This window comes from Nonomuraea typhae (assembly GCF_009760925.1).
Taxonomy (GTDB): domain Bacteria; phylum Actinomycetota; class Actinomycetes; order Streptosporangiales; family Streptosporangiaceae; genus Nonomuraea; species Nonomuraea typhae.
The window spans coordinates 650,170-673,365 of record NZ_VRLV01000005.1 but is presented as its reverse complement, the minus strand read 5'-3'; the positions used below and the strand labels follow the sequence as shown (position 1 = coordinate 673,365).

The following is a 23,196-nucleotide window of genomic DNA, read 5'->3' as shown; positions in this document are numbered from 1 at the left end:
GCCGCATCAGCTGGTGTCAGGGCAGCTCCAGGCCCGTCCGAGCGTAGGCGTCCCGGGCGGCGTCGGAGGTGAGGAAACGGATGAACGCCGCGGCCTCCTCGTCGCCGGCCCGCGCGGCGACGGCGGAGAACTCGCTGTAGTGCTGGACCTCGGCGGGCAGCGGCCCGGCGATCCTGGCTTCCGGGACGAACCGCAGCTCGCTGAGCTGCTGGATCGCCACGTCCGCGCGCCCGTCCACGACGGCGTGGGCGATGAAGCCCTTCTCGATCACGGTGGCGCGGGCGTCGACCTCTTCGGCGATGCCCAGCTCCTTGATCAGCCGGGCGAAGTAGATGCCGCTCGCGCCGGTGCGCGAGTACGCGACGCTCCTGGCCGCGAGCAGCACCTTGACGAGGGCGTCCACGGTGGAGATGTCCGGCAGCGCGGCGTCCGGCGGGACGGCCAGCCCCACGCCGGTCTTCGCGATCGGCACCTGCGTGGACAGGTCGAGCACGTCCAATCCGGCGAAGGCGGGGGTGATCGCGATCATCACGTCCGGCCGCTCGCCCGCGGCGATGCGCGCCTCCAACTGCGTGGTCGGATCGTAGACGCCCTCGACCACGATCCCGGTGCGCCGGGTGAACTCCGCCAGGAGCCCGTCGTCGAACGCCTTCTTGACGGCCAGGGTGCTGAACAATTTCATTGACTCTCCACAAGAAGCAGGTCGGGCTCGCCGAAGTTGCCCGACTTGAGCAAGAGGGACAGGGACGGGGTGAGGATCCAGGGGACGCCACGCGCGGCCTCGGGCCCGATCAGGCCGCCCGGCAGGCCCAGCGCCCGCACGATCGCGCCGGACGTCTCGCCGCCGGCCGCGATCAACCGGGTGACGTCCCGCTCGGCCAGCCCCTTCGCGACGCGGCCGAGCGCGGACTCCAGCAGCTCCGCCGACCGCTCCCGGCCCAGGCGGCGCTGAACGTCGCGCAGCTCGTCCGGCGGCAGCGACGAGTAGACGAGCGGGGCGCCGTACTCGGGCCACTGCGCGTCGTACCAGGCCAGCGCCTCACGGGCGAGCACCTCGGCGTCCTGAACGGCCAGCGCGTCCAGCCGGTACGCCGGCCGCCCGGCCTCGATCATGGCGGCCACCTGTTCCAGCGTGCGCGCGGAACAACTTCCGGCCAGTACGGCGGCGCGTCCCGTGGGCAGGGGCGGCGGCGTGTGCCCGGCGGTCGCGGGGACGGGGTCACCGTTGCGGGCCTGTTCGTCCTCGACGGCCGCGTGGATCTTGGCTGCCTCGTGGGCCCGGGCCAGCCCCGCGGCCAGCCCGGCGGCCCCGGCGACCAGGCGCATGCGGTTCAGCGCCTGCCCTGCGGCGGCCAGGTCGTCGTCCACGACCGCGTCCACCAGCGCGTAGCGGACGCCCTCGGCGCGGAGGGCGTCCAGCCGGTCCGCGATGGCCGCGGGGCCCCGCCGTACCACGGGCAGCGGCACCACCCCGGAGCGGTGCGCGCTCTGCGCGTCCAGGACGCGGGGCAGGTACGAGTCGGTCATCGGGGTGAGCGGGTGCTCGCGCATGGGCGACTCGGCCAGCAGCACGTCGCCGGCGAACAGGTAGCCGAGGTACTGCGTGCGGCCGTGCTCGGGTGAGCTGGGCGTCATGGCCACCATGGGCGCGTCCACGGCGTCGGCCAGCGCGTCGAGCACCGGGCCGATGTTGCCCTCGGCGGTGGAGTCGAAGGTGGAGCAGTACTTGAAGTAGATCTGGCAGGCGCCGCGCGAGCGCACCCAGTCGAGGGCGGCCAGCGACTGGGCGACGGCCTCGTCCTTCGGGACGGTCCGGGTTTTGAGGGCGATGACGAGGGCGTCGTGGGCCGGGAGGGCGAGGTCGGCGGGCGGGGTGCCGAAGTAGAGCAGGGTGCGCAGGCCGTGGCGGTGCAGGGCGACGGCGACGTCGGTGGCGCCGGTGAAGTCGTCCGCGATGGCGCCGATCACGGGCGCCCGCCCTGGAGGAGGGCCTTCAGGTGGGCGGCCGCGGTGTGCGGGCCGGAGATCACCGGGCGGCCGAGGCCGGCGGCGAGCTCGCGGGCCGCGGGGGCCAGGGAGTACTGGGCCAGCAGCACGGCGTCCACGTGCGGGGCGTGGCGGGCACAGGTCTCGCGCAGGGCGCGGACGAGCACCTCGGGGTCGGTGACCTGGAAGGCGTCGGGGCTGACGGCGCCCGACACGTACACGCCGTCCGCGGCCTGCTTCAGGCGGGCCATGGAGTCGGCCAGCGCCTCGTCGAAGCTGGCCACGACCAGCACGTGCCGGTAGCCCCTGGTGGTGACCTCGGCGAACGCGGCGTCGTCGGGGGCCAGCACGGGCACCCCTTCGCCGGCCGAGCGGGCGGCTTCGCCGTACAGGGAGCAGGTGAGGAGCACGCCGTCGGCCCCCGAGGAGACGGCGTAGCGAATGAGGGCGGACATGCGCGGGCTCGGGCCGCCGGTGCGGGCGTCGGCCAGCAGCTTGTCGTCGAGGAGGTTCCACGGCTCGGCTTCGGGGAAGACGTCGGCCAGGCCGGTGACGGCGGGGGCGATCGCGGCGGGGGTGGCGCTGATGAGCGCGACGCGGGTCATCCGGCCAGCTCCTCGATCCAGCCGAGCCCGTCGAGGGTGCGGTCGCGGGGTTCGTACTCGCAGCCGATCCAGCCTTCGTAGCCGCCGGCGCGGATGGCGGCGAAGACCGCGGGCCAGCCGATCTCGCCGGTGCCGGGCTCGTGCCGGCCGGGCGGGTCGGCGACCTGGTAGTGGAGGGTGTACGGCTGCAGCTCACGCACCTTGGTGATCAGGTCGCCCTCGTCGATCTGCGCGTGGTACAGGTCGAGCAGGACGCCGACGTGCCCGGCGTCGAGCGCCTCGGCGATGGCGGCGGCCTCGGCCTGCGTCCGCAGGACCCGGCCGGGGTTGTCACGCCGGTTCTGGGCTTCCAGCACGAGGCTGACGCCGCTGCCGGACGACTGATCGGCGGCCCAGGCGAGGTTGGTGATCAGGCGGGCGTAGGCGCGTTCCTGGCTGACGCCCTCGGGGCGGGCGCCGGCCCGGACGTGGACGAGGCCGGCGTCGAGCACGAGCGCGTACTCCATCGCCCGCTCGAAGCCGTCGCGGAAGCCGTCGGCGCGGCAGGCGTCGGCGTCGGCCGGGGTGTTGATGAGCACCTGTTTCAGCCCGGCCGCGCGCAGGAGGCCGTCGAGCTTGACGGGGTCGTGGTCGTAGGGCGAGGCGTACTCGACGCCCTCGAACCCGGCGGCCGCGGCGGCGTCGAAGCGGGCCTCGAACGGCAGCTCGGTGAACAACCACTTCAGGTTCGCGGCGAAGCGCATGGGCGGGACCTCTATCCGGCGTGTTCGGGGTTGACCGTGAAGGCGGGGGCGCGGCCGTTCAGGACGTCGATGACCGCTTGGGCGGCCATCTGCCCGGACCGGGCGCGGGACTCGGTGGTGGCGGCGCCGATGTGCGCGGTGACGATCACGTTGTCCAGCTCGCGCAGGCGGCTGCCGGCGGGCAGCGGCTCGACCTCGACGACGTCGAGCGCGGCGCCGGCCAGCTCGCCGCGGCTCAGCGCGCTCGCCAGCGCGCCCTCGTCGACGACCCCGCCTCGGGAGGTGTTGATGAGGTACGCCGTGGGCTTCATCAGGGCGAGGGCGGCGGCGTCGATGAGGTGGTGGGTGGAGGCGTCGAGGAAGATGTGCAGGCTGATGAAGTCGGCGCGGCGCAGCAGTTCCTCCAGGGGGACGGCCTGGATGCCGGCTTCGCGGGCGTAGTCGTGGTCGAGGTTGGGGTCGTGGGCGAGCACCTCCATGCCGAGCACGGCGCCCAGCTCGGCCACCGCCTTGCCGATGGCGCCCAGGCCGACGATGCCGAGCGTGGCGCCGGCCAGTTCCCTGCCGCTGGGCTGTTCCCAGCCGCCGCTCTTCACGCTCTGGATGTTCTGGGGCAGCAGGCGGGCGCAGTTGAGCATGAGGGCGAGCGTGTGCTCGGCGACCGCGCGCCGGTTGACGCCGGGCGTGGGGCAGACGGCGATGCCGCGGGCGGTGGCGGCGGGCACGTCGATGTTGTCGTAGCCGACGCCGGTGCGGCCGAGGACCTTGAGGCGGGGCGCCGCGGCCAGCACCTCGGCGGTGAAGGCGTCGGTGCCCGCGACGATTCCGTCGGCCTCGCGCACCAGGTCGGTGAGCGGCTCGTGGCGGTCGGCGAACGAGGAGTGGACCACCTCGAAGCCTTCCTCCCTGAGCAGGCGGTCGACGTGGTCGCCGGGGCGCAGCCAGGCCGTGGTCACGAGGACGCGCATCGAAGATCCCTTCTCTTAGAATATATTATATCTATCAATTCTATAGTCAAACTCTTGAGATAATCGGCTGCGACGAGAGGAAGCGTGATGTCCGAGGCCCGCAAGAAGAAGCAGCCCCTTGCCGACCAGATGTACGAGGTGCTGCTCGACCAGTTCATGACCGGCCGGCGGGCCCCCGGATCGCCACTCAACATCGGCGCCCTCTCACGCGAGCTCGACGTCAGCCAGACCCCGCTGCGCGAGGCCCTGGCCCGGCTCGAGCACACCGGGCTGGTGGTGCGCGAGGCGCTCAAGGGCTACCGCGTCGCGCCGGTGTTCACCGACCGGGAGATCGGCAAGCTGATGGACGCCCGGATGGTCCTGGAGCCGGCGCTGGCCTACGAGACCTGCCGGCGCACCACCCCCGAGTTCCTGGAGGAGCTGCTGGGGTCGGTCGAGGAACTGGAGCGCTCGGTCGGGCTGGCCGACACCGACACGGTTTCCTTCCGCTCCTACTGGGCGGCCGACGACCGCTTCCACGGCCTGATCGCCCAGCAGTGCGACAACCCCTTCCTGGAGACCGCCTACCGCTCGCTCAACGGGCAGGTCCAGCGCTTCCGGCTGTTCTCCCGCATGGGCAACACCGGCGCCGCGTTCGCCGCCAGGGAGCACCGCGCGATCTACGACGCGCTGGCCGAGGGCAACCCGGAGATCGCCTCCATCCGGATGCGCGAGCATCTCGAGAACGCCAACAAGCGCAGGAAACAGCAGCCGGTCGCGGCGGCCCGCTAGACGGCCTCCTCGACCACCTCCTCCCGCCCCTCCTTCGTGTAGAGCTGGAGGAAGGAGACGATCCCCGCCAGCGCCGCCACGATGCACATCCACTCGGCGAACGGGCCGCCGAAGAACGACGTGAGCCCCGGGCTGGCCGCCAGGATGCCGACGACCTGGAAGAACGTCACGGCCACGCCGCCGAGCACGAAGGTGATCAGCAGCAGCCGGAAGACGGTGAGCAACAGCTTGTACATCCCTGCCTCCTTTAGAAGGGAACCCAGACCAGGCTCAGGGCCACGACGATCCCGGCGAGGAACGAGGGCACCAGGTAGTACCCGATCACCGGTTTGAAGATCTTGACCGGATCGCTGCCGGAGATCCCCGCGGCGACGTAGAGGGGGGCGGCGCCGGGCGGCGAGCACCCCTCCGCGCTGGCCCAGACGATGAGGGCGGCGTAGGCCAGGTGCGGCGGGATGCCGGCGCTGGTCAGCGCCAGGAACCCGACCGAGCCGACCGCCGCGATGGTGGCCGTGGTGCTCAGCGGCCCCGAGACCAGCAGGACGATCAGGCCCACGACCATCACCATGACCAGCGTGGGCACGCCCTGCATGCGCGCGATGAACGGGGCCAGTTGCTCACCCAGGCCCAGCGTGGACAGCGCCTCCGAGGCGGCGAACGCCGAGACCATGGTCAGGCCGACCACGGCGAACTTGGGGCTGATCTCGCCGAGCATGTCCCACCACGCGGCGGGCCGGCGCGGCAGCCTCTTCCAGCCGACGATCACGCCGACGACCAGCATGAAGATGGGCAGCCAGAACAGCACGGGAATGGTGTCGGCGGCGTCCTCGCCGATCCGGTCCACGACCCACTGGGCGGTCGCGCCGGCCGTGGCCAGGATCGGGATCGCGACCGCGGCCAGCACCAGCAGCGAGGGCCAGCCCGCCCGCAGGGTCGCGCGGAGCGGGTGGACGTCGTCCGGGTCCATGCGGTCGACCCCGCGCCGCCGTACGATCACGTAGGCGATGATCAGCCGCATGATCACGGTCCAGGTGGCGACGACGAACATCGGCACGATCATCTGGTCGGCGTTCAGCACCGGCGCGACCGTCGGGGCGGCCAGCAGCAGGAAGAACGCGCCGCTGAACGGGAAGACGGCGCCGACGCCCGCGTTGCCCGAGATGACCAGGGCGGCGGTGTCGCCGCTGGTCTTGGAACGTTTCATCCACGGGATGGCGATGGAGCCGATGGTGGCGGCGATGGCGGCGCCGTTGTGCGCCACGGCCCCGAACGCGCCCGAGCCGACCGTCGCGGCGTAGAGCGCGCCACCGCGGCGGCGGCCCAGCATCGAGCTGAGGATGTCGATCAGCCTGCCGATCAGGCCGATCCTGGTCAGCAGCTCGCTGACGAAGACGAAGGCCAGGGCGGCGTAGGTGACCTCGGATTTCATGCCTTCGACGAGGCTGTTCCAGGCCACCGCGGGCGCGTTCAGCCCGGCGAAGGCGGCGCAGGCCAGGAAGCCGACGAACATGGACTCGGCGATGTTGCGCTTGAAGACGACGTTCCAGATGACGATCACGGCGATGAACGCGGCCAGCGCGAAGATGGCGTTCACGGTTGGGGGTGCTCCTCACTGTGCCGGAGGATAGTACAGCCGTAATGGCGATGAAATACTATAGCGATGTTCTGTGCAGTCTCCCTGGCCGAGCACGCAGCGTCAAGACCCCTTCGGCTACCGTGTGCAGGCATGACCACGGAAAGAGTCGGTCCGCCGCTCGTCGCGGACGAGCGCGAGATGTTGCGCGCGCACCTGGATTTCCATCGCGCCACCCTGGCCATGAAGTGCGACGGCCTGACCGACGAGCAGTTGCGGCGGCGCTCCATGCCGCCGTCCACCTTGTCGTTGCTGGCGCTCGTGCGGCACATGGCCGAGGTGGAGCGGCACTGGTTCCGGCGGGTGACCGGGGGCGAGCAGGTGCCGATGGTGTGGTCGGCGGAGATGTTCGACTTCCAGTCCGCCTACGACGCCGGAGCCTCCACGCGTGCCGAAGCCTTCGCGGCGTGGGAGGCGGAGGTCGGGCACGCCCGGCGGATCGAACGGGAGGCTGCCTCGCTGGACGTGACCGCCTACAACGCCCGATGGGAGGCGGACGTCTCGCTGCGGATGGTGATGTTGCACCTGATCCACGAGTACGCCCGGCACAACGGGCACGCCGACTTCCTGCGTGAGGCGATCGACGGCACCGTGGGAGCGTGAGGCCATGCTGATGCTGACCCAGTCGGAGGTCGAGCGGTTACTCGCCCCCGCCGACTACATCGACCTCGTCCAGGACGCCTTCGCCGCCTACGCCCGCGGGCAGACGCTGCCCAGCCGGCTGGCGCACCTGGACAGCCCGCCGGGCGAGTTCCACATCAAGGCCAGCGGCCACGGGGGCGTCGTCGCGGTCAAGATCGGGGCCTGCTTCTACGACCGGCCCGCCACGCTGGGGCTGCCGAGCATCGTCGGGGTGATCGCGCTCTTCGACTCCGCCACCGGCCAGCCGGTGCTCTTCCTGGAGTCGGCCACCGTCACCCGCCTGCGGACCGCGGCCGCCACGGCCGTCGCCGTACGTCATCTCGCTCGTCCCGACGCCGCGACGCTGGCCGTGCTGGGCCTGGGGGCACAGGCGGCCAGCCACATCACCGCGATCCAGGCGGTTCGCGATATTTCACGAATCGTGGTGTGGGGGCGGGACCCGGAGAAGACCGCCCGCTTCGCCGCTCTTCACGGAGCCGAGCCCGCGCCCTCCCCCGCCGCGGCCGCCGCCGCGGCCGACGTGATCGTCACTCTGACGCCGGCCACCGCGCCCTTCCTCGCCCTTTCCGACGTACGGCCCGGCAGCCTCGTGGCCGCGATCGGCTCCGACGCCCCGCACAAGCGCGAGCTCCACGACGACCTGCTGGCCGGAGCGGTCCTCGTCACCGACGTCACCCACCAGTGCGCCGACGTGGGCGAGCTGCACCACCGGCCGCACACGCCCGTCCGCGCCGAACTGGGCGAGGTGATCACCAAGGCCAAGCCGGGCCGCCTGACGGCGGAGGAGATCATCGTGTTCGACTCCACCGGAACCGCCGTCCAGGACGTGGCCGCCGCCGAGGCGTTGTACCGGGCGGCGGTCGCCGCGTCGGCAGGGACCTCGCTGCCCCTTTGGGAGTGAAAGCTAGAGTTGCCCAATGCTGCTCACCGTCGCCCCTGCCACGCCCGAAGACGGAGATGTCCTGGGCGAGATCCACGCCGAGTCCTGGAAGGTGGCCTACGCCCCCTTCTTCGACCCGGCCTTCGCCGAGGAGAACGTGGCCGACCGCCGCACCCGCTGGCACGCGCGCATCGGCGCGGGCGACGACTCGATCCTCCTCGGGCTGGCCGACGGCCGCCCGCTGGCCCTGTCGTACTTCGGGCCCTCCCAGACCCGGCCCGGCCTGGCCGAGATCCACGGGTTCTACGCCCACCCCGACGGCTGGGGCAGCGGCATCTCCCAGACGCTCATGGACGCCACGCTGGCCCGGCTCAAGGAAGCCGGATACACGCGGGCGCACCTGTGGACGCTCCGGGACACCCCGCAGTCGCGCCGCTTCTACGCCAAGTGCGGGTTCACCGAGAGCGACGCCGTGCGCGACCACGACTTCGGCGACGGGAACCCGCTGGCCCAGGTGGAGTTCGAGATCGATCTCTGAACCGGCTATGCCGAGGGTGCGGTCGAGGCGTGGACGATGCGGAGCTGATCGCGGGTGAACCAGGGATGGGCCGGCTCGCGGTCGAGTTGCTTGTAGAGCAGGACGGCGTTGAGGACCGCCACCGCCACGAAGAACAGCTGAACGACCAGGGCCACCACGTCGTCCGCCGTGGAGATCCCCTCCGTGACCATGAGCAGCGCCGTGCCCAGGGTGAGCGCCCCCATGACCCCCTGGAGCACGTGCGAGGCCCTCCGGCCTTTGCCGCGGTGGAGAAGGATGACCACCACGAGCACCCACACGGCCTGCAACGCCTGGCCGACCATCACCGCCCGGTTCACGAGCACATCCTCCTTCGCCAGCTCCCCCACCATCAGGGTCCCGAGCGCGAAGAGCGTGAAGGAGAGGACCTGGAACCAGTGCAGTGCGACGACCGCTTTCACTAATCCGGGCATCCGTCTTTTCATGAGAATCTCCCTCTTTCTTGAGGTACGGCGAGGCGCCTGCGCCGCTTCACTTCCGCGAACGGCACGCCGACCAGGAACAGCCCGGCGACGACGCCCACGGGGCCCAGGGCCGGCGCCCAGCAGAGGGCGACCACGGTCATGGCTGAGTACTCGGTGACGGTGAATCTGGACATGTCGCCGTTCCTCCGGAATGGACTGCCTTGTGCGCCAAGGCTGTCGTTCCGGGCTTGCAGCGCCGTCTCACCCGCGTTTCACGGCCGGTCGGCGGCCAGCCAGGCGAGCGCTTCGAGGCCGGGCATGAAGCAGTACTCGCCGCCGCGGATGGTGATGAAGTCCGGCAGCCCGGCCAGGCGCCTGCGCAGCGGCTTGCCGGGGATGGTGAACGTCGCGGGCCCGTCGTGCAGGCTGACCAGCGGATCGGTCTCATCGCCCAGCTCGACGAAGTCGCCGTTGTTGATCCACGCCTGATGGATGAACTCGAACTGGCGCACCAGACTGGCCCCCATGAAGATGAAGATCAGCCCGCGCTCGGCCCCGTCGTCCTCGATCTGCCCCTCCGGCAGAAGGGGGCCGTAGATGGCGCCACGGCGTACCATCCGGTGAATCCTGGCGTCGACGATGCTGCTGCCGCTGAGCGAATCACGAGGATTGACCCGGCGGATATGAGCACCGCGCGGCACCCGAAGGCCGTCCGGGTCGTCGCCGAGATAGGCGAAGTCGTTGTTGCGGTGCGGATCCGCGCCGAGCTCCGGATCGTCCCGCTCCGGCGCCAGCGCGAGCGGCGCCCCGCTGCGCCACCGGCCGACGATCTTCGCGGCGAGCAGCTCCTCGTCCTCCGGGCCGCGGGCCTGCTCCTTCAGGTAACGCCGGAACCCGGCGACATCCGTGGCGACCTGGCGGAAAGCGAGGAACGTGCCGTTGCGGCCAAGGATCTCCGGGTACGGCATGGCCGGCACCTGGCCCGACTCGTCCTCATAGCCGAGGATGAACTCGCCCGGCATGACCGGATCCTGGCCGGGCAACGCCTCGATGCCGCTGCCCATGACGTACGGGCCGCCGATCCCCTCCAGGAACCCGAAGTGCTCACGGCCGTCGGGCGGGATGTAGACGTCACACCGGTAGAGCTGGGACAGGCCCTTGAGCCCCGCCGCGATGGCCAGCGGCTCGGCCAGCCCCGCTGCCTCCCTCGAGATGATCACCACCCCGATGTGGACCTGGCCGGTGCCCATCGGGGCGACCCAGCGGGCCGGGTCGCTGGCGCCGATGTCGCCCAGCACGTCCTTGCGGGCGGCCATGCCGTACCGGAACTCCTGCGGGAAGCTCGCCAGGGACTCCTCGGGCACGCCGAGCGCGGCCAGCCCGGTGTAGGTGAAGACGATGTTGAAGGTGAAGGGGCGCGGCTCGTCCATGTGCGTGGCCGAGGTGACGGCGGGCAGCACCTCGCGCAGCGCCCGCCTGGCCGCGGCCGCGTCGTCGATCCGGTACAGCAGGTACACGCCCTCGCACACGCCCGGCCTGGGGCGCAGCACCGTGCCTTGGATGTCGCCGAGGTCGAGCCGCGGCTCCGGGCGGGCGCTCATCACTGGATGGTGTCGAGGAGGTCGTTGAGGGAGGTCAGCGCCTTCTGCCCGCGGGCGATGTCACGTACGGTGGCCTGCTCGTTGGAGCCGTACCAGACGCTGGCCTCCACCTGGTATTTGGCGATGTAGTCGAGTGCGCCCGGCGCCTGCAGACCGGGGTAGCCCTCGGCCACGTCGGTGAACATGTAGTCGATCCACGGGGTGGCGAACTTGATGACGTCCACGACGTACGGCTTGAACTCGTCGCTGTAGGAGGCGGCGAACAGGATCTGCGTGTCGTCGTTGATCAGGGCGACGCGCAGGTCGTGCACCGTGCCCAGGCGACCCTCCCAGTAGGCGGCCTCGACCTGGGCCTTCTTGGCCCGTTCGCGGAAGATGGCGGCGCCGCCCGGCTTGAGCGGCGCGACCAGGGTGAACTCGGCCTTGTTGCCGACCCGCAGGCCCACGCCGTCGGTCTGGCGGCGGCACGGCTGGGTCCACTTGGCGATGTCCTCGGCACTAACCTCCGCCGAGATCGGCACATAGTCGGACATAAGATCATCCTTCTTTCTCGCTGCTGGGAAATAGCTCGGAGACGGCCTGCGGCTCCTGCCGTACCTGACCGTTGAGGCCGTGGCGTTCGACGGACGAGCGCCGGTAGACCTCTTTGCGGATGCGTTGCAGGGATCCGACCGGGACATGCTCGGCAGGGCAACGCCAGGGCGTGAACGAGACGCGGTCGGCCGCCGCCAGATTGCCCTCGCCGCCGATGTCCTGGCGCGGGAACCGGATCCTGGCCACGGTGACGAACGGCGAAAGGGCCTCCGGCCACTCGACCGTGAGATCGTCGATCGGCATCTCCTCCAGCGAGGTGCAGAGCTGCACCTGGAAGTCGAACTCCGCCCCGTGCCCGGCCAGCTCGGCCACGAGCGCGGGCCGGAACACCTCCTCCTGAGCCGCCGGATCCAGATCGCGGACCTCGACCGCCTCCGCCGACGCCTCCGTCGGCCGGACCCGGAGCTTGGCGATGTAGTCGCCGTGCCGTACCGCGGCCATCGACCAGAACGTCGACAGCAGCAGGTTCTGCCAGCGCGCCTGCGCGCTGATCCGGAGCAGGGCGCCGAGCTCCTCCCACGCCCAGTCCTCCGGCTCCAGCGCGCCGTAGCCGGTGACCCAGTCGTAGTACAGCTGACGGGCTCCCCTTTTCCCGCCGGAACGGTACTTGGGCAGATCGATGAAAGCCTTGGCCAGGAACCGGTAGTGGCGAGCGGTGTTGCAGAAGAAGACCGGGCCGTTGATCAGGTTGAAGTCCATGGTCCGGCTCTGCCGCTCGTCGGGCAGCGTGGTCTCCCCCTCGACGCCGAACACCTTGATCGCCATGCCGACCACGTGCCCCAGGGAACGGTCGGCGCCCAGGTGCGACAGGCCGTTGGAGTAGCGCACCACGAGGTCGTGGATCCCCGGCCGCGCGTAGACGCCCTGGGCGTACTCCTCCGGGACGCCGTCGAGGATCTCGAAGGTGCCGCGGACCAGGCCATAAGCCTTGGCATGCGCGAAGCGGACCGCGCGGTCCTCGCCTTCGGCACGCACCGAGTTCCGCTCGAACTCCATGATGATGTCGATGACCTCCTGCTGGCTTTCCTCGAAACCAGGCTCAGGAGGCTCGACGTCGGGCGAGTATCTGATCGGACGCATGACTACATAGTGTAGTCAATGCGCGACATAGAGCGACGGAGGCTAGAGGTTGCGGCTGATGACCAGGCGCTGGATCTGGTTGGTGCCTTCGAAGATCTGCATGATCTTGGCTTCGCGCATGTAGCGCTCGACCGGGAAGTCCCGCGTGTACCCGTACCCACCGAACACCTGCACCGCGTCCGTGGTCACCTTCATGGCCGCGTCCGTCGCCACCAGTTTGGCCACCGACGCCTGCCGGCCGTACGGCACGCCGGCGTCCTTGCGGCGGGCGGCGTCCAGGTAGGTGGCGCGGGCGGAGTCCACGGCGGCGGCCATGTCGGCCAGGACGAAGGCGAGGCCCTGGTGATCGATGATCTTGCGGCCGAAGGTGGTGCGTTCCTTGGCGTAGGCCACGGCGGCGTCCAGGGCGGCCTGGGCGAGGCCGGTGGCGCAGGCGGCGATGCCCAGGCGGCCGGAGTCCAGGGCGCTGAAGGCGATCTGGAGGCCCTGGCCTTCGGAGCCCAGCAGGCGGTCTTCGGGCAGGATGGCGCCGTCCCAGTGGGCGGTGGTGGTGGGGATGGCGTGCAGGCCCATCTTCTCCTCCGGGCGGCCGAAGGTGAGGCCGTCGGCGGTGCCGGGGGCGAGGAAGCAGGAGATGCCCCGGCTGCCTTCGCCGGTGCGGGCGAACAGCGCATAGAAGTCGGCGATGCCGCCGTGCGTGATCCACGCCTTGGTGCCGGTGATGCGGTAGCCGTTCTCCACCTTCTCGGCCTTGCAGGTCAGGGCTCCGGCGTCGGATCCGGCCTGGGGCTCGGAGAGGCTGTAGCCGCCGATCTGGTGTCCGGCCAGCATGTCGGGCAGCCACCGGTCGATCTGCTCGCGCGTGCCGTACTCCTTGAGCGGGAAGCAGGCGAGCGTGTGGACGCTCACGGCGACCGCGACGGCGGCCCAGCGTGCGGCGAGCTCCTCCAGGACCTGCAGATAGACCTCGTACGGCTGGCCGCCCCCGCCCAGTTCCTCGGCATAGGGCAACCCCAGAAGCCCCACCTCACCCAATTTCGCGAAAAGTCCGGTTGGGTAGGTCTCCGCCCGCTCGTGCTCCTCCACGCGGCTCAGCAACTCTTTGTCGGCCAGCGAGCGGGTCAGGTCGAGCAGGTCGTACGCGTCCTGCGTGGGCAGGAGGCGGGATACGGCCACGTGTGTCTCCGATCTCAGAGTCCGGCCAGGACCTTGCGGGCGCGCTCACGGAATTCCGCGACCCGGGCGAGCTTGATGTCCTCGTACCCGCGGATCATGTCAGGCAGCGCGGCGATGTCGGCGACCGCTTCGGATGACGTGCCCGCGGCGAGGGCCTGGCGCACCAGGGTGCGGTATTCGTGGATGAGCTCCCGCTCGACCCGGCGGACATGAGCGTAACCGAAGGGGTCCAGGGCGGTCCCCCGCAGGAACCGGGCGGCACGCAGCGTGCGGAAGACCGGCTTGGCGGTACGGCGGAGCTTGATCTTCCGCTTCATGCCCAGGGCGCGCAGGACCGGCGGGTGCAGCAGGACCGCGACCTTGTCCGCCGGGTCGAACTCCTGCTCCAGGTGGAGACGGGCCACCTCGTACTCGTCCTTGTAGGCCATGAGCTTGTACAGGCCCTTGGCGTAGGCGACGGCGACGCTCTCGTCGGCGGCCAGCTCGGCCACCTGCCGCACGTCGTCGGCGTAGGTGCGCGCGTAGTCGGCGTTCTGGTAGGCGGCCAGGTCGCCGGTGCGCAGGTCGACGATCTCGGCGAACGTCTTGGGCTTCTCCTCGGCGGGCCGGTGCAGCGCGGCGGCGCGGCCGTGGGCGAAGGCGGCGAGGTTCTTCTCGACGGCCGCGCCGTTGAGGCGGATCGCCTCCTCGATGGCCTCGGCGCCGATCGGGATGCAGCCGTGCTGGTAGGCGGCGCCGATGAGCAGCATGTTGGCGGGCATGTGGTCGCCGAAGAGCTCTTCCGACAGCGTCTGGGCGTCGAGGTACAGGTTGTCGTGCGTGACGGACTCGATGCGCTCCAGCGCGGCCTGCGCGCCCGGGAGCGCGGCCCGGCCGGTGACCATCTCGGCGGTGGGGACGAGCGCGGTGTTGACGACCGCGACGGTCCGGTCGGCGGCCAGCACCCCGAGGTTGCCGTCCGCGGCGGCGCCGAGCAGGTCGAAGCCGATCAGGACGTCGGCCTTGGTGGCCTTGACCGCGCCGGTGATGGGCTCGGGCGAGATGCGCACGTCGCTGATGACCGGTCCGCCCTTCTGGGCGAGGCCGGTCTGCTCGAGCCCGGCGGCGTGCCGGCCGTCGAGGTGGGCGGCCATCTGGATGATCTGGGAGACGGTGACGACGCCGGTGCCGCCGATGCCGGGCATGCGCAGCGTGACGGCGCCGGTGAAGCGGCGTACGGGCTCGGGCAGGCCGGCGGGCGGCGCGGGCAGCGGCTTGCGCTTGCGCGGGCCGGGCTCGACCAGCAGGAACGAGGGGCAGTCACCCTTGAGGCAGCTCAGGTCGGAGTTGCACGACGGCTGGTGGATACGGGTCTTGCGCCCGAACTCGGTCTCCACCGGCTGGACGGACAGGCACGTGGACTTGTCCCCGCAGTCGCCGCATCCTTCGCAGACCCGTTCGTTGATGACGACCAGCTCCGCCGGGGTGGGCAGTTTGCCGCGCTTGCGGAGCCTGCGTTCCTCGGCGGCGCACCGGTCGTCGTGGATCAGCACGGTCACCCCGTCGAGAGCGGCCAGTTCGCGCTCGGTGTCGGCGAAGGCGTCGCGGTGCCGTACCGACGCGATCGGATCGAGGCGCACCCCCCGGTAGGCGGCGGGGTCGGCGGTGGTGATCACCACGCGGCGCACGCCCTCGATGGCCAGCCAGCGGGTGAGCTCGGGGATGCCCAGGCGGCCCTCGGCGCGCTGGCCGCCGGTCATGGCGACGGCGTCGTTGTAGAGCAGCTTGTACGTCATGGACACCCCGGCGGCCACCGCGGCCCGGATCGCCAGGGAGCCGGAGTGGTGGAAGGTGCCGTCGCCGAGGTTCTGCACGAAGTGGCGGTCGTCGGTGAAGGGCGCCAGCCCGATCCACTGGGCGCCTTCGCCGCCCATCTGGGTGAGGCCGAGCTGGGTGCCGCGGCCGTCGCCGTCCAGCGCGATCATGGCGTGACAGCCGATGCCGACGCCGACCAGCGTGCTGTCGTCGGTGCGGGTGGAGATGTTGTGCGGGCAGCCCGAGCAGAAGTACGGCGTGCGGGCGGCGACCAGCGGCAGCATGCGCGGCTTGCGCGCGGACGCGGCCCCGGCGCCGATCCCGAGCGCCTTGGCCACGTCGGCGGCGCCGACCGTCCCCCGCAGCGGCAGCAGGCCGCGCACCTTGGGCGCCTGCCCGCTGCCGTACAGCACGGCCTTCAGGTGGTTCTCCAGGAACGGCACCTTGTCCTCGACGACCAGCACCTCCTCCAGGCCGTCGAGCATGCCCAGGAGCTCGTCGCGGTCCAAGGGGTACGGCATGCCGATGCGGATGAGCCGGATGCCCAGGTCTTCGGGGTCCGCGGAGCAGTCGGCCAGGGCGCGCTGGACGGCGGCGAGAGCCGTACCCGAGGCGACGATGCCGAGGCGGGCCGAGGAGGCGTCGAAGACGACGCGGTTGAGCCCGGCGGCGCGGGCGTAGGCGCGGGCCAGGTCGAGGCGGCGGGTGAGCAGGTCGTATTCGGCGTCGAGCGAGGCGGGGCCGACCAGCGTGGGCGGCGGGGTGTCGGCGCGCTCGGCGGCGGGCACCGCCGGGCGCAGCGTGCCCAGGTCCACGGTGGCGGAGGCGTCGGCCACGTCGGCGACGATCTTCAGCCCGACCCAGAGGCCGCTGGCGCGGGACATGGCCACGGCGTGCAGGCCGAACTCGACGATCTCGGCGACGCTGCCGGGCGCCAGCAGCGGCATGCACAGGCTCTGGCACATCGGCTCGCACGAGCTGGGCACGGTGGACGACTTGCTGCCCGGGTCGTCGCCGATCCAGGCGACGGCGCCGCCCTTGGCCGCGGTGCCGGCGACGTTGGCGTGCCGGATGGCGTCGGCGGCGCGGTCGAGGCCGGGGTTCTTGCCGTACCAGAAGCCGGTGACGCCGTCGTGGCGGCGGCCGGGCGCGGCGTGGAGCAGCTGGGTGCCGGCGACGGCGGTGGCGGCGAGCTCCTCGTTGAGCCCGGGCTGGAAGACGACGCCGACGGGGTCGAGGTGCCGGGCGGCGCGGGCCATCTCGAGGTCGACTCCGCCCAGGGGCGAGCCCTGGTAGCCGGAGACGAAGACGCGGGTGTCGAGGCCGCGCTCCTCGTCACTGCGGCGCTGTTCCAGCGTGAGCCGGACCAGTGCCTGGATGCCCGAGAGGAGCACGCGCCCGTCGCGAGCCGTGTACTTGTCGTCCAGCGTCACCATGGGAAGAGTGCAGCAATTCACATGCCACTTGCACAAGCATTGGGCGACATAATGCGATAAAGACGCAAATTGTTTGCGACGCCGGGCTTCTCGTGAAGGCTGGTTTGCGTGAGGAGCACCCGTGACCGAGATCGACGAAATAGACCACCGGCTGCTGCGCCTGCTGCGCGAGGACGGCCGACGGACGTTCTCCGAGATGGCCGGCGACGTGGGCCTTTCCGTGGCCGCCGTGAAGCGCCGGGTGGACCGGCTGCGCGAGAGCGGCGTGATCACCGGGTTCACCGTGCAGGTGGACTACGCCAAGCTCGGCTGGGCCATCGAGGCGTTCACCGAGGTCAGGTATTCGGGCGCCACCCCGGTCAGCGAGATCCTCCGCTCGACCACCGCCGTCCCGGAGATCCAGGCGGTCTTCACCATCGCCGGCGACCCCGACGCGCTCATCCACATCCGGGTGCGCGACCTCGACCACCTGCAGCAGATCATCGACGGGCTGCGCAGGACGGGCAACGTCACGGGCACCAAGACCCTCATGGTCCTGGGCTCCTGGACCCGTGACACCGTCCGCGCCCCGCGCAGGGGTTTCACGTGAGGACGGGCGTGGTCTGCGCCGAGACGATCCGCCACCCCTCGCCGTCCTCGGCCACCACGTAGGTCAGCCAGCCCTCGGTGGCGTGGAAGGAGTCGTCCGACTCTCTCTCGTCGTGCACGAACTTCTTCACGCCCACGACCGCCACGTCCGGACGGACGAACCGGATGTCGGTCACCTCGACCGTGGTGCGCACCTGGGCCAGCGGCGTGGCCAGCGCCGCCCGCATGGCCTGCCCGATGGCGTCCCTGCCCAGCACCCGGCGTCCGCCGAAGTTCACGATGCTGGCGTCGCCGGCGTGCAGGGCCAGGAAGGGCTCGGGGTCGTTCTGGTGACGCGAGGCGTCCTCGACCAACTGGCGGATGGCGGCTTCTGCGCTCATGACTCATCATCTCCTTAATCGGAGCGTCGCGCTCCGGTTAGGACTTTAGACCGGAGTGATACGCTCCGCAAGTGGCGCGCAGAGTTGCCTACATCGTCGGGATCGCCGTGCCCGTGAAGGAGTTCCGGGCGGCGCTCGGAGAAGGGCTGCGGGTGCTCAGGGAACTGCGGCCCGGCCAAGTGGTCGTGGTCGCCGACGACCCGGGCCTCGACGTGGCCGGGCTCCCCGGCGTGCTCTGGGTGCGCCGCGACAAGCCCGAGCACATGGATGAGGGGCCCGGCACGCGGCCGGGCCCCTCATAGGGCGGTTACTGGACGGTTATCTTGTCGACCTCGACGGTGATGCCCCGCACCTGCGGAGTCGACGTGGCGGTCGTGACCGAGCCGACGCCGTTGGCGACGCCGCGCACCCGCAGCGAATAGGTCAGGCTGCCGCCGGGGGCGCCCGGGGTGCTGGTGACCCGGAGGTCGGTCGTCGGCGGACCGGTGATCTGGCCGCCGGCCGTACCCTCGTCGTTCTCCGCGCCCACGGTCAGGCCGAAGCCGGCCGGCGGGTTGCCGGGCAGGTTGGCCGGGTCGTAGGTGAAGGAGATGTCCTCGGAGCCGTTGACGCCGATCCACTGCTGGAAGACCTTCTGGCTGGTCGTGCCGAACAGGTTGACCCGCCATTCCAGCACCAGCCAGGTCAGCACGCCGTCGGTGAGCGTGGCCGCGTAGATGCCGGGCGCGCCGGTGCCGTCCAGGTCCGTCCAGTAGGAGGCCAGGACGTTGTTCGGGCGGGCCGGATCCGGCAGGTTCTGCGGCTGGAAGGTGATGTCCTCGCTGCCGGTGGTGCCGCCGACGACGGCGTAACCGTTGGAGGTCACGCCGATGCGGTTGTAGCTCTTGCCGGCGAAGACGTACGGCGGGACGGTGAAGTTGAGCGCCTGCTCGTCACCGATCGGCACCGGGGTGACGCCGAACAGGTCGAGCGGCAGATAACCGGCGGGGCTGGCGCCGGGGGCGATGCCGGGCCGGTCGGGCTGGCGGGCGGCCAGCGTCTGCTTGGTCGTGGCGCTGTGGTCGCCGACCTGCGTGGCGCCGGTGACGCCGTTGACCCGCAGCTTGGACCGGTCGACCGTGGTGAGCGCGGTGACCTCGGCGTCCTCGAGGGTGTTGTTCTGGACGTTGACCGTGCACACCGACTCACCGGTGTTGCGCGGGATGGCGGCCGGCGCGCAGGTCTGCTCGACCGGGACGTTGCCCTCCTTGCGCACGAACGCCACCGGCAGGTGCAGCTCGCGGCTGCCGCCCACCTGCTTGAAGTTGACCTGGCCGAAGTACTGGCCCTCGGCCAGTTCGGGCGCGGCGATCACGATGTTCACCGTGGTGCTGCCGCCACGCGGCACGACCACGAGCGGCGGCACGACGGCGATGGTGGCGCCGTTCACCGTCTTGCCGGTGGCCGTGAACGTCAGCGTCCTGTTGGTGACGTTGGTGAGCTTGCGCTTGGCGGTGATGACGCCGGGCATCGTGGGCGCGTTCACCGACGGCAGGTTGAGGTCGATGCGGTTGAGCACGTCGGTCTCGGCGGCCACGAAGTTCGCGGCGGTCTCGTCCAGCGTGATGCCCGGGTCGCCGGCCTTGGCCAGGTCGATGCGCCCGCCGCCGAAGTCGAACGGGTCGGCCGGGGTGGTCCGGTCCTGCTTGGTGACCTTCGTGGTCGCGGTCGTCTCCAGCGCCGACTTGACCTGTCCAGGAGTGAAGGACGGGTTGAGCGCGAAGACGAGCGCGGCGGCGCCGGCCACGTGCGGCGAGGACATCGAGGTGCCGGCGATCACCTGGTACAGGTTGCCCGGCGGGCCCTCCAGCGGGCTCTCCGGCGTCGGCGTGTGACCGGCCAGGATGTGCAGGCCGGGCGCGGTGACGTCGGGCTTGAGGAAGTCGCCGCCGGGACCGCGCGAGGAGAACGTGGTGATGGCGTCGCCCTGCCACGTCGTCTTGGCGCCCTGCGCCCACGTGGCGGTGGTGCCGGGGTTGGCCGCCAGGAAGGCCAGCAGCGCGTCGCCGTCCGGCTTGTCCAGGTGGACGGTCGGCAGCCAGTGGTTGTCGGTCATGATGTCGAGCGGCGAGGAGTTGTACAGCAGCATGCCGACCGCGCCGCCCTGCTTCACGTTGAAGCCCTTCAGCACGCGGTTCGGGCCGCGCTCACACGCGACGACCTTGCCCGCGAACAACCCCGGCGGAGCCGGCGTCGTGCACAACGCGTTCGAGTACGGCGGCGCCGAGGCGAGCACCACCGGCGCCGGCGTCGGCACACCCGCGGTGACCGTGGAACCGGACACCGTGGCGGTAGCCGTACCGGCGCCCTTGAGCGTGACGGTGGAGCGGAAGGTCCGCGTCTGCGTCGAGGCGGCGACCGTGGTCACCCACGGGCTGACGTGGTTGACGGTGGCGGCGCCGGGGCCGTCGTTGCCCGCCGAGGCCGCGACCAGCACGCCGGCGGCGTACGCGTCGAGGAAGGCCAGCTCGACCGGGTCGCTGTAGGGGTCGGTGCCACCGGAGATCGAGAAGTTGATCACCCGGACGCCGTCCAGGATGGCCCGGCCGACGGCCTGCGCGGAGTCGGAGGGGAAGCAGCCCTCGGCGCCGCAGACCTTGTAGACCGAGACCTGCGCGGCGGGCGCGATGCCGTGGATCGGGCCGCGGCTGATGCCCAGCGGCGTGGCGTTCGCGACGGGGCCGCCGGCCGAGGTGGTGGCCGTGTGGGTGCCGTGGCCGTTGGAGTCACGCGCGGAGTCGGGGTAGACCTCGCCGCCGATGACGACGTTGTAGGTGTCGAGGAACGGCCCGCCGCCGATCAGCTTGTTGTTGCAGGCGAACACGTCGGTCGCGGGGGTCAGCGGGTTGTCGCCGAAGTCGCAGATGCGCGGCGTGCCGTCCTTGGTGGGGCCGGGCGCGGGCAGGTTGCCCGGGTCGGCGAAGGACGGGTGCTCGGGCCAGGCGCCGGAGTCGAGGATGCCGACGTTGACGCCCTTGCCCGAGCTGGGCGCGCCGCCGAGCTGCTTGTAGATCGCCGGGGCGCCGATGAAGGCCGGGCTGGAGTCGGTCAGCATCTTCTCGGGCGCGTCCGACTGGACCGCGGCGACGCCGGGCAGCTTCAGCAGGTTCTTGGCCTGGTTGGCGGGCAGGCGCAGGGCGATGCCGCCGTAGACGACCCTCAGCTTCTGGCCGGCCTTCGCGCTGGGAACGTTCCTGGCGAGGGCCGCGAGGAAGTCGTTCTCCATCTTCTCGATGTGCGTGCCGTACTTCTTGGCGTCGGCGCTGCGCACGTCGAGCGCCTTGCCGGTGACGGAGGGGCTGGTGCCGGGCAGGCCCTTGAGCCCGCCGCGGTACGACGCGAGCGCGTCGTAGTCCAGCTTGACCATCACGCTCACTTCGCCGGCCGCCGTGGCGTTGATCAGGGCGGCGTCGTTCTCGGCGAGCTTGCCGGATGCGGACTTGTCGCCGTCCACCAGTTCGGCGCCGGTGAGCGGGGTGACCTTCCACTTGGCCTTGTCCGCGGGCGGGTCCGCGAAGGCCGGGGGCGTGGCCGTGAGCACCAGCGCGAGGGCCGCGGTGCCGACGGCTAAGCGCCGGGTTACGGATAAGCGAGGATTGCTCGACACTGAGAAACCTCCATGAAGGGGCTGACTTGAGTCCCGCGGGAGGTCTGTCACCCACCCGCCGGATGGCCGGAGGTACCTCGACGACCCTCCCCCGCGGGTGACATGCCAAATGCGGAGCCTAATTCGGGGTGTGGATCTCGCCTAGGGGAGGAAGTTGCCAGCGCTGGCAGTGGCGAGATGGCAGAAGTATCCCTTTCCAGACACGGTGGAGCGCCCCCGGAAGCCGCCGCTCCGGGGGCGCTCGCCAACCGGCCTTAGATCCGCTGCCAGAGTGCGGGTACGGCCGGCGGTGTCCAACCTGGCTGGGAGGTGTGGGCCTGGAGGCACCGGTAGGAGGCGCCGTCGTAGGTGACGGTGGCGCCCACCGCGTACGCGACGCCGGGAGCCCAGGTCCCGCCGGGAGGCGTCCCGGTCGGGGTCGAGGTCGGGCTGGAGGTGGGTCCGCCGCCGCCCGCGAGCGTGAGCTGGTACGTCTGGAGGATCTCGTTCACCGGCTGGTGGAAGGTGGTTCCGCCGCTGGAGCAGTTGCCGGAGCCACCGGAGGTGACGCCCTGCGCCTGGTTGCCGGAGATGTACGAGCCGCCGGAGTCACCGGGCTCGGCGCACACGGTCGTGCGGGTGACGCCGCTGACGGTGCCCTGGGGGTAGGTGACGCTGGTGTTGTGCTGGGAGATGGTGCCGCAGCGATACTGCGTGGTGGAGCCGGAGCGGCAGATGGACGCGCCGACCGCGCCCTGCTGCGAGCCGGTGACGTTGATGATGCCCTGGTTGTAGGCGTTGACCACGCCGACGGGCGTCCACTGGGTGTTCACCTCGACCCAGGCGTAGTCGTTGCCCGGGAAGGAGGAGCCGCGGAAGGTGCCCTGGGCGACGCGGTTGAAGCCCGAGGTGGTGGCGCCGGTGGTGCCGCAGTGGCCGGCGGTGACGAAGCCGCCCTGGCTGCCGGAGCGGTTGACCGAGAAGCCGACGGAGCAGCGGCTGCCGCTGCCGATGTAGTAGGCGTCGCCGCCGCGCACGTCGTGGAACGGCCGGGGCTGCTCCACGGACTTCTGCACCTCGACGAGCGCGGTGTTCACGCCGCTGGCGTCCACGAACTTCTGGGTGGCGACGACGTTCTTGGCCTGGAGCACGACCTTGTTGGCGCGGATGTCGGCGAACCAGGCGTGCACGCCGGCGGGCATACGGCGGGCCTGCCGGTCGAATTGGGCGGTCACGGCGTTCAGGTCGTTCAGCGAGTGGTTCACCAGCACCGGTTTGGCGCCCAGCTCACTGATCTTCGCGAAGCCGCTGACCTGCGTGGTGGCCAGGACCAGTTCGGCGGTTGGGCCGGTCACCCACAGGCCGCCGAAGGCACTGCCCAGGCGGGCGGAGTAGTCGGCTTCGACCTGGGCGGCGGCGGCCTCGTTGACCAACCGGGCGATGGCCTGGTCGGTGGTGAGGCCGAGGTCCCGCTCGAGGCCGGCGATGACCTTGGGGTCGGGGTTGGCGACGGCCGCGGCTAATTCCTTGGCCTGCGCGTAGGGGTTGGGGGCCTGGTTCGCGCCGTTGCTGGCGGCGTAGGCGACCACCGGGATGGTAGCGAGGGTGAGGCTGAGCGCAACACTCATCCCCACGACGTGCTTGCGGAGCATGGGGGGTTCTCCTCGAATTGGGGGGCGCGCCGTCAACGTAAATGGAAAGGACCGCTTTCCG

The 23,196-nt window shown here is 71.0% G+C and carries 23 protein-coding genes; 6 read left to right on the top strand and 17 right to left on the bottom strand.

What is annotated here, in order from left to right; genetic code table 11:
• Window positions 1-16 precede the first annotated feature (16 nt).
• Genes FVE25_RS22650 through FVE25_RS22630 form a run of 5 tightly spaced genes read right to left on the bottom strand, consistent with a single transcriptional unit; the run spans window position 17 to window position 4,302 of the window.
• Complete coding sequence (locus FVE25_RS22650; protein WP_157248994.1) at window positions 17-682, bottom strand: substrate-binding domain-containing protein; 666 nt, start codon at window positions 680-682, stop codon at window positions 17-19.
• Window positions 679-1,968 (bottom strand): 3-oxo-tetronate kinase, encoded by a 1,290-nt coding sequence (otnK, locus tag FVE25_RS22645; protein ID WP_157248993.1) that lies wholly within the window; start codon window positions 1,966-1,968, stop codon window positions 679-681. The genes FVE25_RS22650 and otnK overlap by 4 nt, the downstream gene beginning before the upstream one ends.
• A complete protein-coding gene (locus FVE25_RS22640) occupies window positions 1,965-2,591 on the bottom strand; it encodes a hypothetical protein (RefSeq protein ID WP_157248992.1) in 627 nt (208 codons plus the stop codon). The genes otnK and FVE25_RS22640 overlap by 4 nt, the downstream gene beginning before the upstream one ends.
• Entirely contained in the window at window positions 2,588-3,334 is a 747-nt protein-coding gene (locus tag FVE25_RS22635; RefSeq protein ID WP_157248991.1) for a hydroxypyruvate isomerase family protein, read from the bottom strand. Before FVE25_RS22635 ends, FVE25_RS22640 begins: the two co-directional genes overlap by 4 nt.
• A gap of 11 nt (window positions 3,335-3,345) precedes the next feature.
• On the bottom strand, window positions 3,346-4,302 hold the full coding sequence (locus tag FVE25_RS22630) for a phosphoglycerate dehydrogenase (protein WP_157248990.1): 957 nt from the start codon (window positions 4,300-4,302) through the stop codon (window positions 3,346-3,348).
• 87 nt (window positions 4,303-4,389) lie between these two features.
• Between FVE25_RS22630 and FVE25_RS22625 the strand changes: the two genes are divergently transcribed.
• Window positions 4,390-5,073 carry a GntR family transcriptional regulator gene (locus FVE25_RS22625; protein ID WP_157248989.1) on the top strand — a complete coding sequence of 228 codons (684 nt, stop codon included), beginning with the start codon at window positions 4,390-4,392 and terminating at the stop codon, window positions 5,071-5,073.
• Here the strand turns inward: FVE25_RS22625 and FVE25_RS22620 are convergent.
• Together FVE25_RS22620 and FVE25_RS22615 are read right to left on the bottom strand one after the other, a co-directional pair.
• The gene (locus FVE25_RS22620) at window positions 5,070-5,309 is read right to left on the bottom strand and encodes a hypothetical protein (protein ID WP_157248988.1); all 240 of its coding nucleotides are present in this window, start codon (window positions 5,307-5,309) and stop codon (window positions 5,070-5,072) included. The two genes, FVE25_RS22625 and FVE25_RS22620, sit on opposite strands and share 4 nt — an antisense overlap.
• 11 nt (window positions 5,310-5,320) lie before the next feature.
• A complete protein-coding gene (locus FVE25_RS22615) occupies window positions 5,321-6,667 on the bottom strand; it encodes a TRAP transporter large permease subunit (RefSeq protein WP_157248987.1) in 1,347 nt (448 codons plus the stop codon).
• 132 nt (window positions 6,668-6,799) lie between these two features.
• Here FVE25_RS22615 and FVE25_RS22610 point away from each other — a divergent pair, with 132 nt between their 5' ends.
• From FVE25_RS22610 to FVE25_RS22600, 3 genes are read left to right on the top strand one after another with little or no spacing between them, the layout of a single operon-like run.
• The gene (locus tag FVE25_RS22610) at window positions 6,800-7,309 is read left to right on the top strand and encodes a DinB family protein (RefSeq protein ID WP_157248986.1); all 510 of its coding nucleotides are present in this window, start codon (window positions 6,800-6,802) and stop codon (window positions 7,307-7,309) included.
• A 4-nt stretch (window positions 7,310-7,313) separates the two neighbouring features.
• A complete protein-coding gene (locus FVE25_RS22605; protein ID WP_157248985.1) occupies window positions 7,314-8,249 on the top strand; it encodes an ornithine cyclodeaminase family protein in 936 nt (311 codons plus the stop codon).
• 16 nt (window positions 8,250-8,265) lie between these two features.
• On the top strand, window positions 8,266-8,766 hold the full coding sequence (locus FVE25_RS22600; protein ID WP_219825603.1) for a GNAT family N-acetyltransferase: 501 nt from the start codon (window positions 8,266-8,268) through the stop codon (window positions 8,764-8,766).
• 5 nt (window positions 8,767-8,771) lie between these two features.
• On the opposite strand, the gene FVE25_RS22595 is transcribed toward FVE25_RS22600, so the two are convergent.
• The 7 genes from FVE25_RS22595 to FVE25_RS22565 all read right to left on the bottom strand — a co-directional run bounded on the left by FVE25_RS22595 (window position 8,772) and on the right by FVE25_RS22565 (window position 16,890).
• Window positions 8,772-9,230 carry a hypothetical protein gene (locus FVE25_RS22595; RefSeq protein WP_181019671.1) on the bottom strand — a complete coding sequence of 153 codons (459 nt, stop codon included), beginning with the start codon at window positions 9,228-9,230 and terminating at the stop codon, window positions 8,772-8,774.
• Window positions 9,227-9,403, bottom strand: a complete 177-nt coding sequence (locus FVE25_RS22590; protein WP_157248983.1) for a hypothetical protein — start codon at window positions 9,401-9,403, stop codon at window positions 9,227-9,229. The genes FVE25_RS22595 and FVE25_RS22590 overlap by 4 nt, the downstream gene beginning before the upstream one ends.
• A gap of 78 nt (window positions 9,404-9,481) precedes the next feature.
• Window positions 9,482-10,810, bottom strand: a complete 1,329-nt coding sequence (locus FVE25_RS22585; RefSeq protein WP_157248982.1) for a Dyp-type peroxidase — start codon at window positions 10,808-10,810, stop codon at window positions 9,482-9,484.
• The gene (locus tag FVE25_RS22580; protein ID WP_157248981.1) at window positions 10,810-11,343 is read right to left on the bottom strand and encodes a hypothetical protein; all 534 of its coding nucleotides are present in this window, start codon (window positions 11,341-11,343) and stop codon (window positions 10,810-10,812) included. The genes FVE25_RS22585 and FVE25_RS22580 overlap by 1 nt, the downstream gene beginning before the upstream one ends.
• 4 nt (window positions 11,344-11,347) lie before the next feature.
• Window positions 11,348-12,484: a catalase family protein gene (locus FVE25_RS22575; protein WP_157248980.1), complete on the bottom strand. Its 1,137-nt coding sequence runs from the start codon at window positions 12,482-12,484 to the stop codon at window positions 11,348-11,350.
• Window positions 12,485-12,526: 42 nt separating this feature from the next.
• Window positions 12,527-13,660, bottom strand: coding sequence for an acyl-CoA dehydrogenase family protein (locus FVE25_RS22570; RefSeq protein WP_157248979.1), 1,134 nt, complete (start codon window positions 13,658-13,660; stop codon window positions 12,527-12,529).
• Between the two features lie 14 nt (window positions 13,661-13,674).
• Window positions 13,675-16,890, bottom strand: a complete 3,216-nt coding sequence (locus FVE25_RS22565; RefSeq protein ID WP_157248978.1) for an indolepyruvate ferredoxin oxidoreductase family protein — start codon at window positions 16,888-16,890, stop codon at window positions 13,675-13,677.
• A gap of 121 nt (window positions 16,891-17,011) precedes the next feature.
• Here FVE25_RS22565 and FVE25_RS22560 point away from each other — a divergent pair, with 121 nt between their 5' ends.
• Window positions 17,012-17,479, top strand: a complete 468-nt coding sequence (locus tag FVE25_RS22560) for an Lrp/AsnC family transcriptional regulator (protein ID WP_157248977.1) — start codon at window positions 17,012-17,014, stop codon at window positions 17,477-17,479.
• Here the strand turns inward: FVE25_RS22560 and FVE25_RS22555 are convergent.
• Window positions 17,472-17,858 carry an SgcJ/EcaC family oxidoreductase gene (locus tag FVE25_RS22555; RefSeq protein WP_157248976.1) on the bottom strand — a complete coding sequence of 129 codons (387 nt, stop codon included), beginning with the start codon at window positions 17,856-17,858 and terminating at the stop codon, window positions 17,472-17,474. The genes FVE25_RS22560 and FVE25_RS22555 overlap by 8 nt on opposite strands.
• 71 nt (window positions 17,859-17,929) lie before the next feature.
• Between FVE25_RS22555 and FVE25_RS22550 the strand changes: the two genes are divergently transcribed.
• Entirely contained in the window at window positions 17,930-18,160 is a 231-nt protein-coding gene (locus FVE25_RS22550; protein ID WP_157248975.1) for a hypothetical protein, read from the top strand.
• 5 nt (window positions 18,161-18,165) lie between these two features.
• Here the strand turns inward: FVE25_RS22550 and FVE25_RS22545 are convergent, their stop codons facing one another.
• Both FVE25_RS22545 and FVE25_RS22540 read right to left on the bottom strand, forming a co-directional pair.
• Window positions 18,166-21,504 carry a S8 family serine peptidase gene (locus FVE25_RS22545; protein ID WP_157248974.1) on the bottom strand — a complete coding sequence of 1,113 codons (3,339 nt, stop codon included), beginning with the start codon at window positions 21,502-21,504 and terminating at the stop codon, window positions 18,166-18,168.
• A 254-nt stretch (window positions 21,505-21,758) separates the two neighbouring features.
• Window positions 21,759-23,135 carry a carbohydrate-binding protein gene (locus FVE25_RS22540; protein WP_157248973.1) on the bottom strand — a complete coding sequence of 459 codons (1,377 nt, stop codon included), beginning with the start codon at window positions 23,133-23,135 and terminating at the stop codon, window positions 21,759-21,761.
• Window positions 23,136-23,196 lie beyond the last annotated feature (61 nt).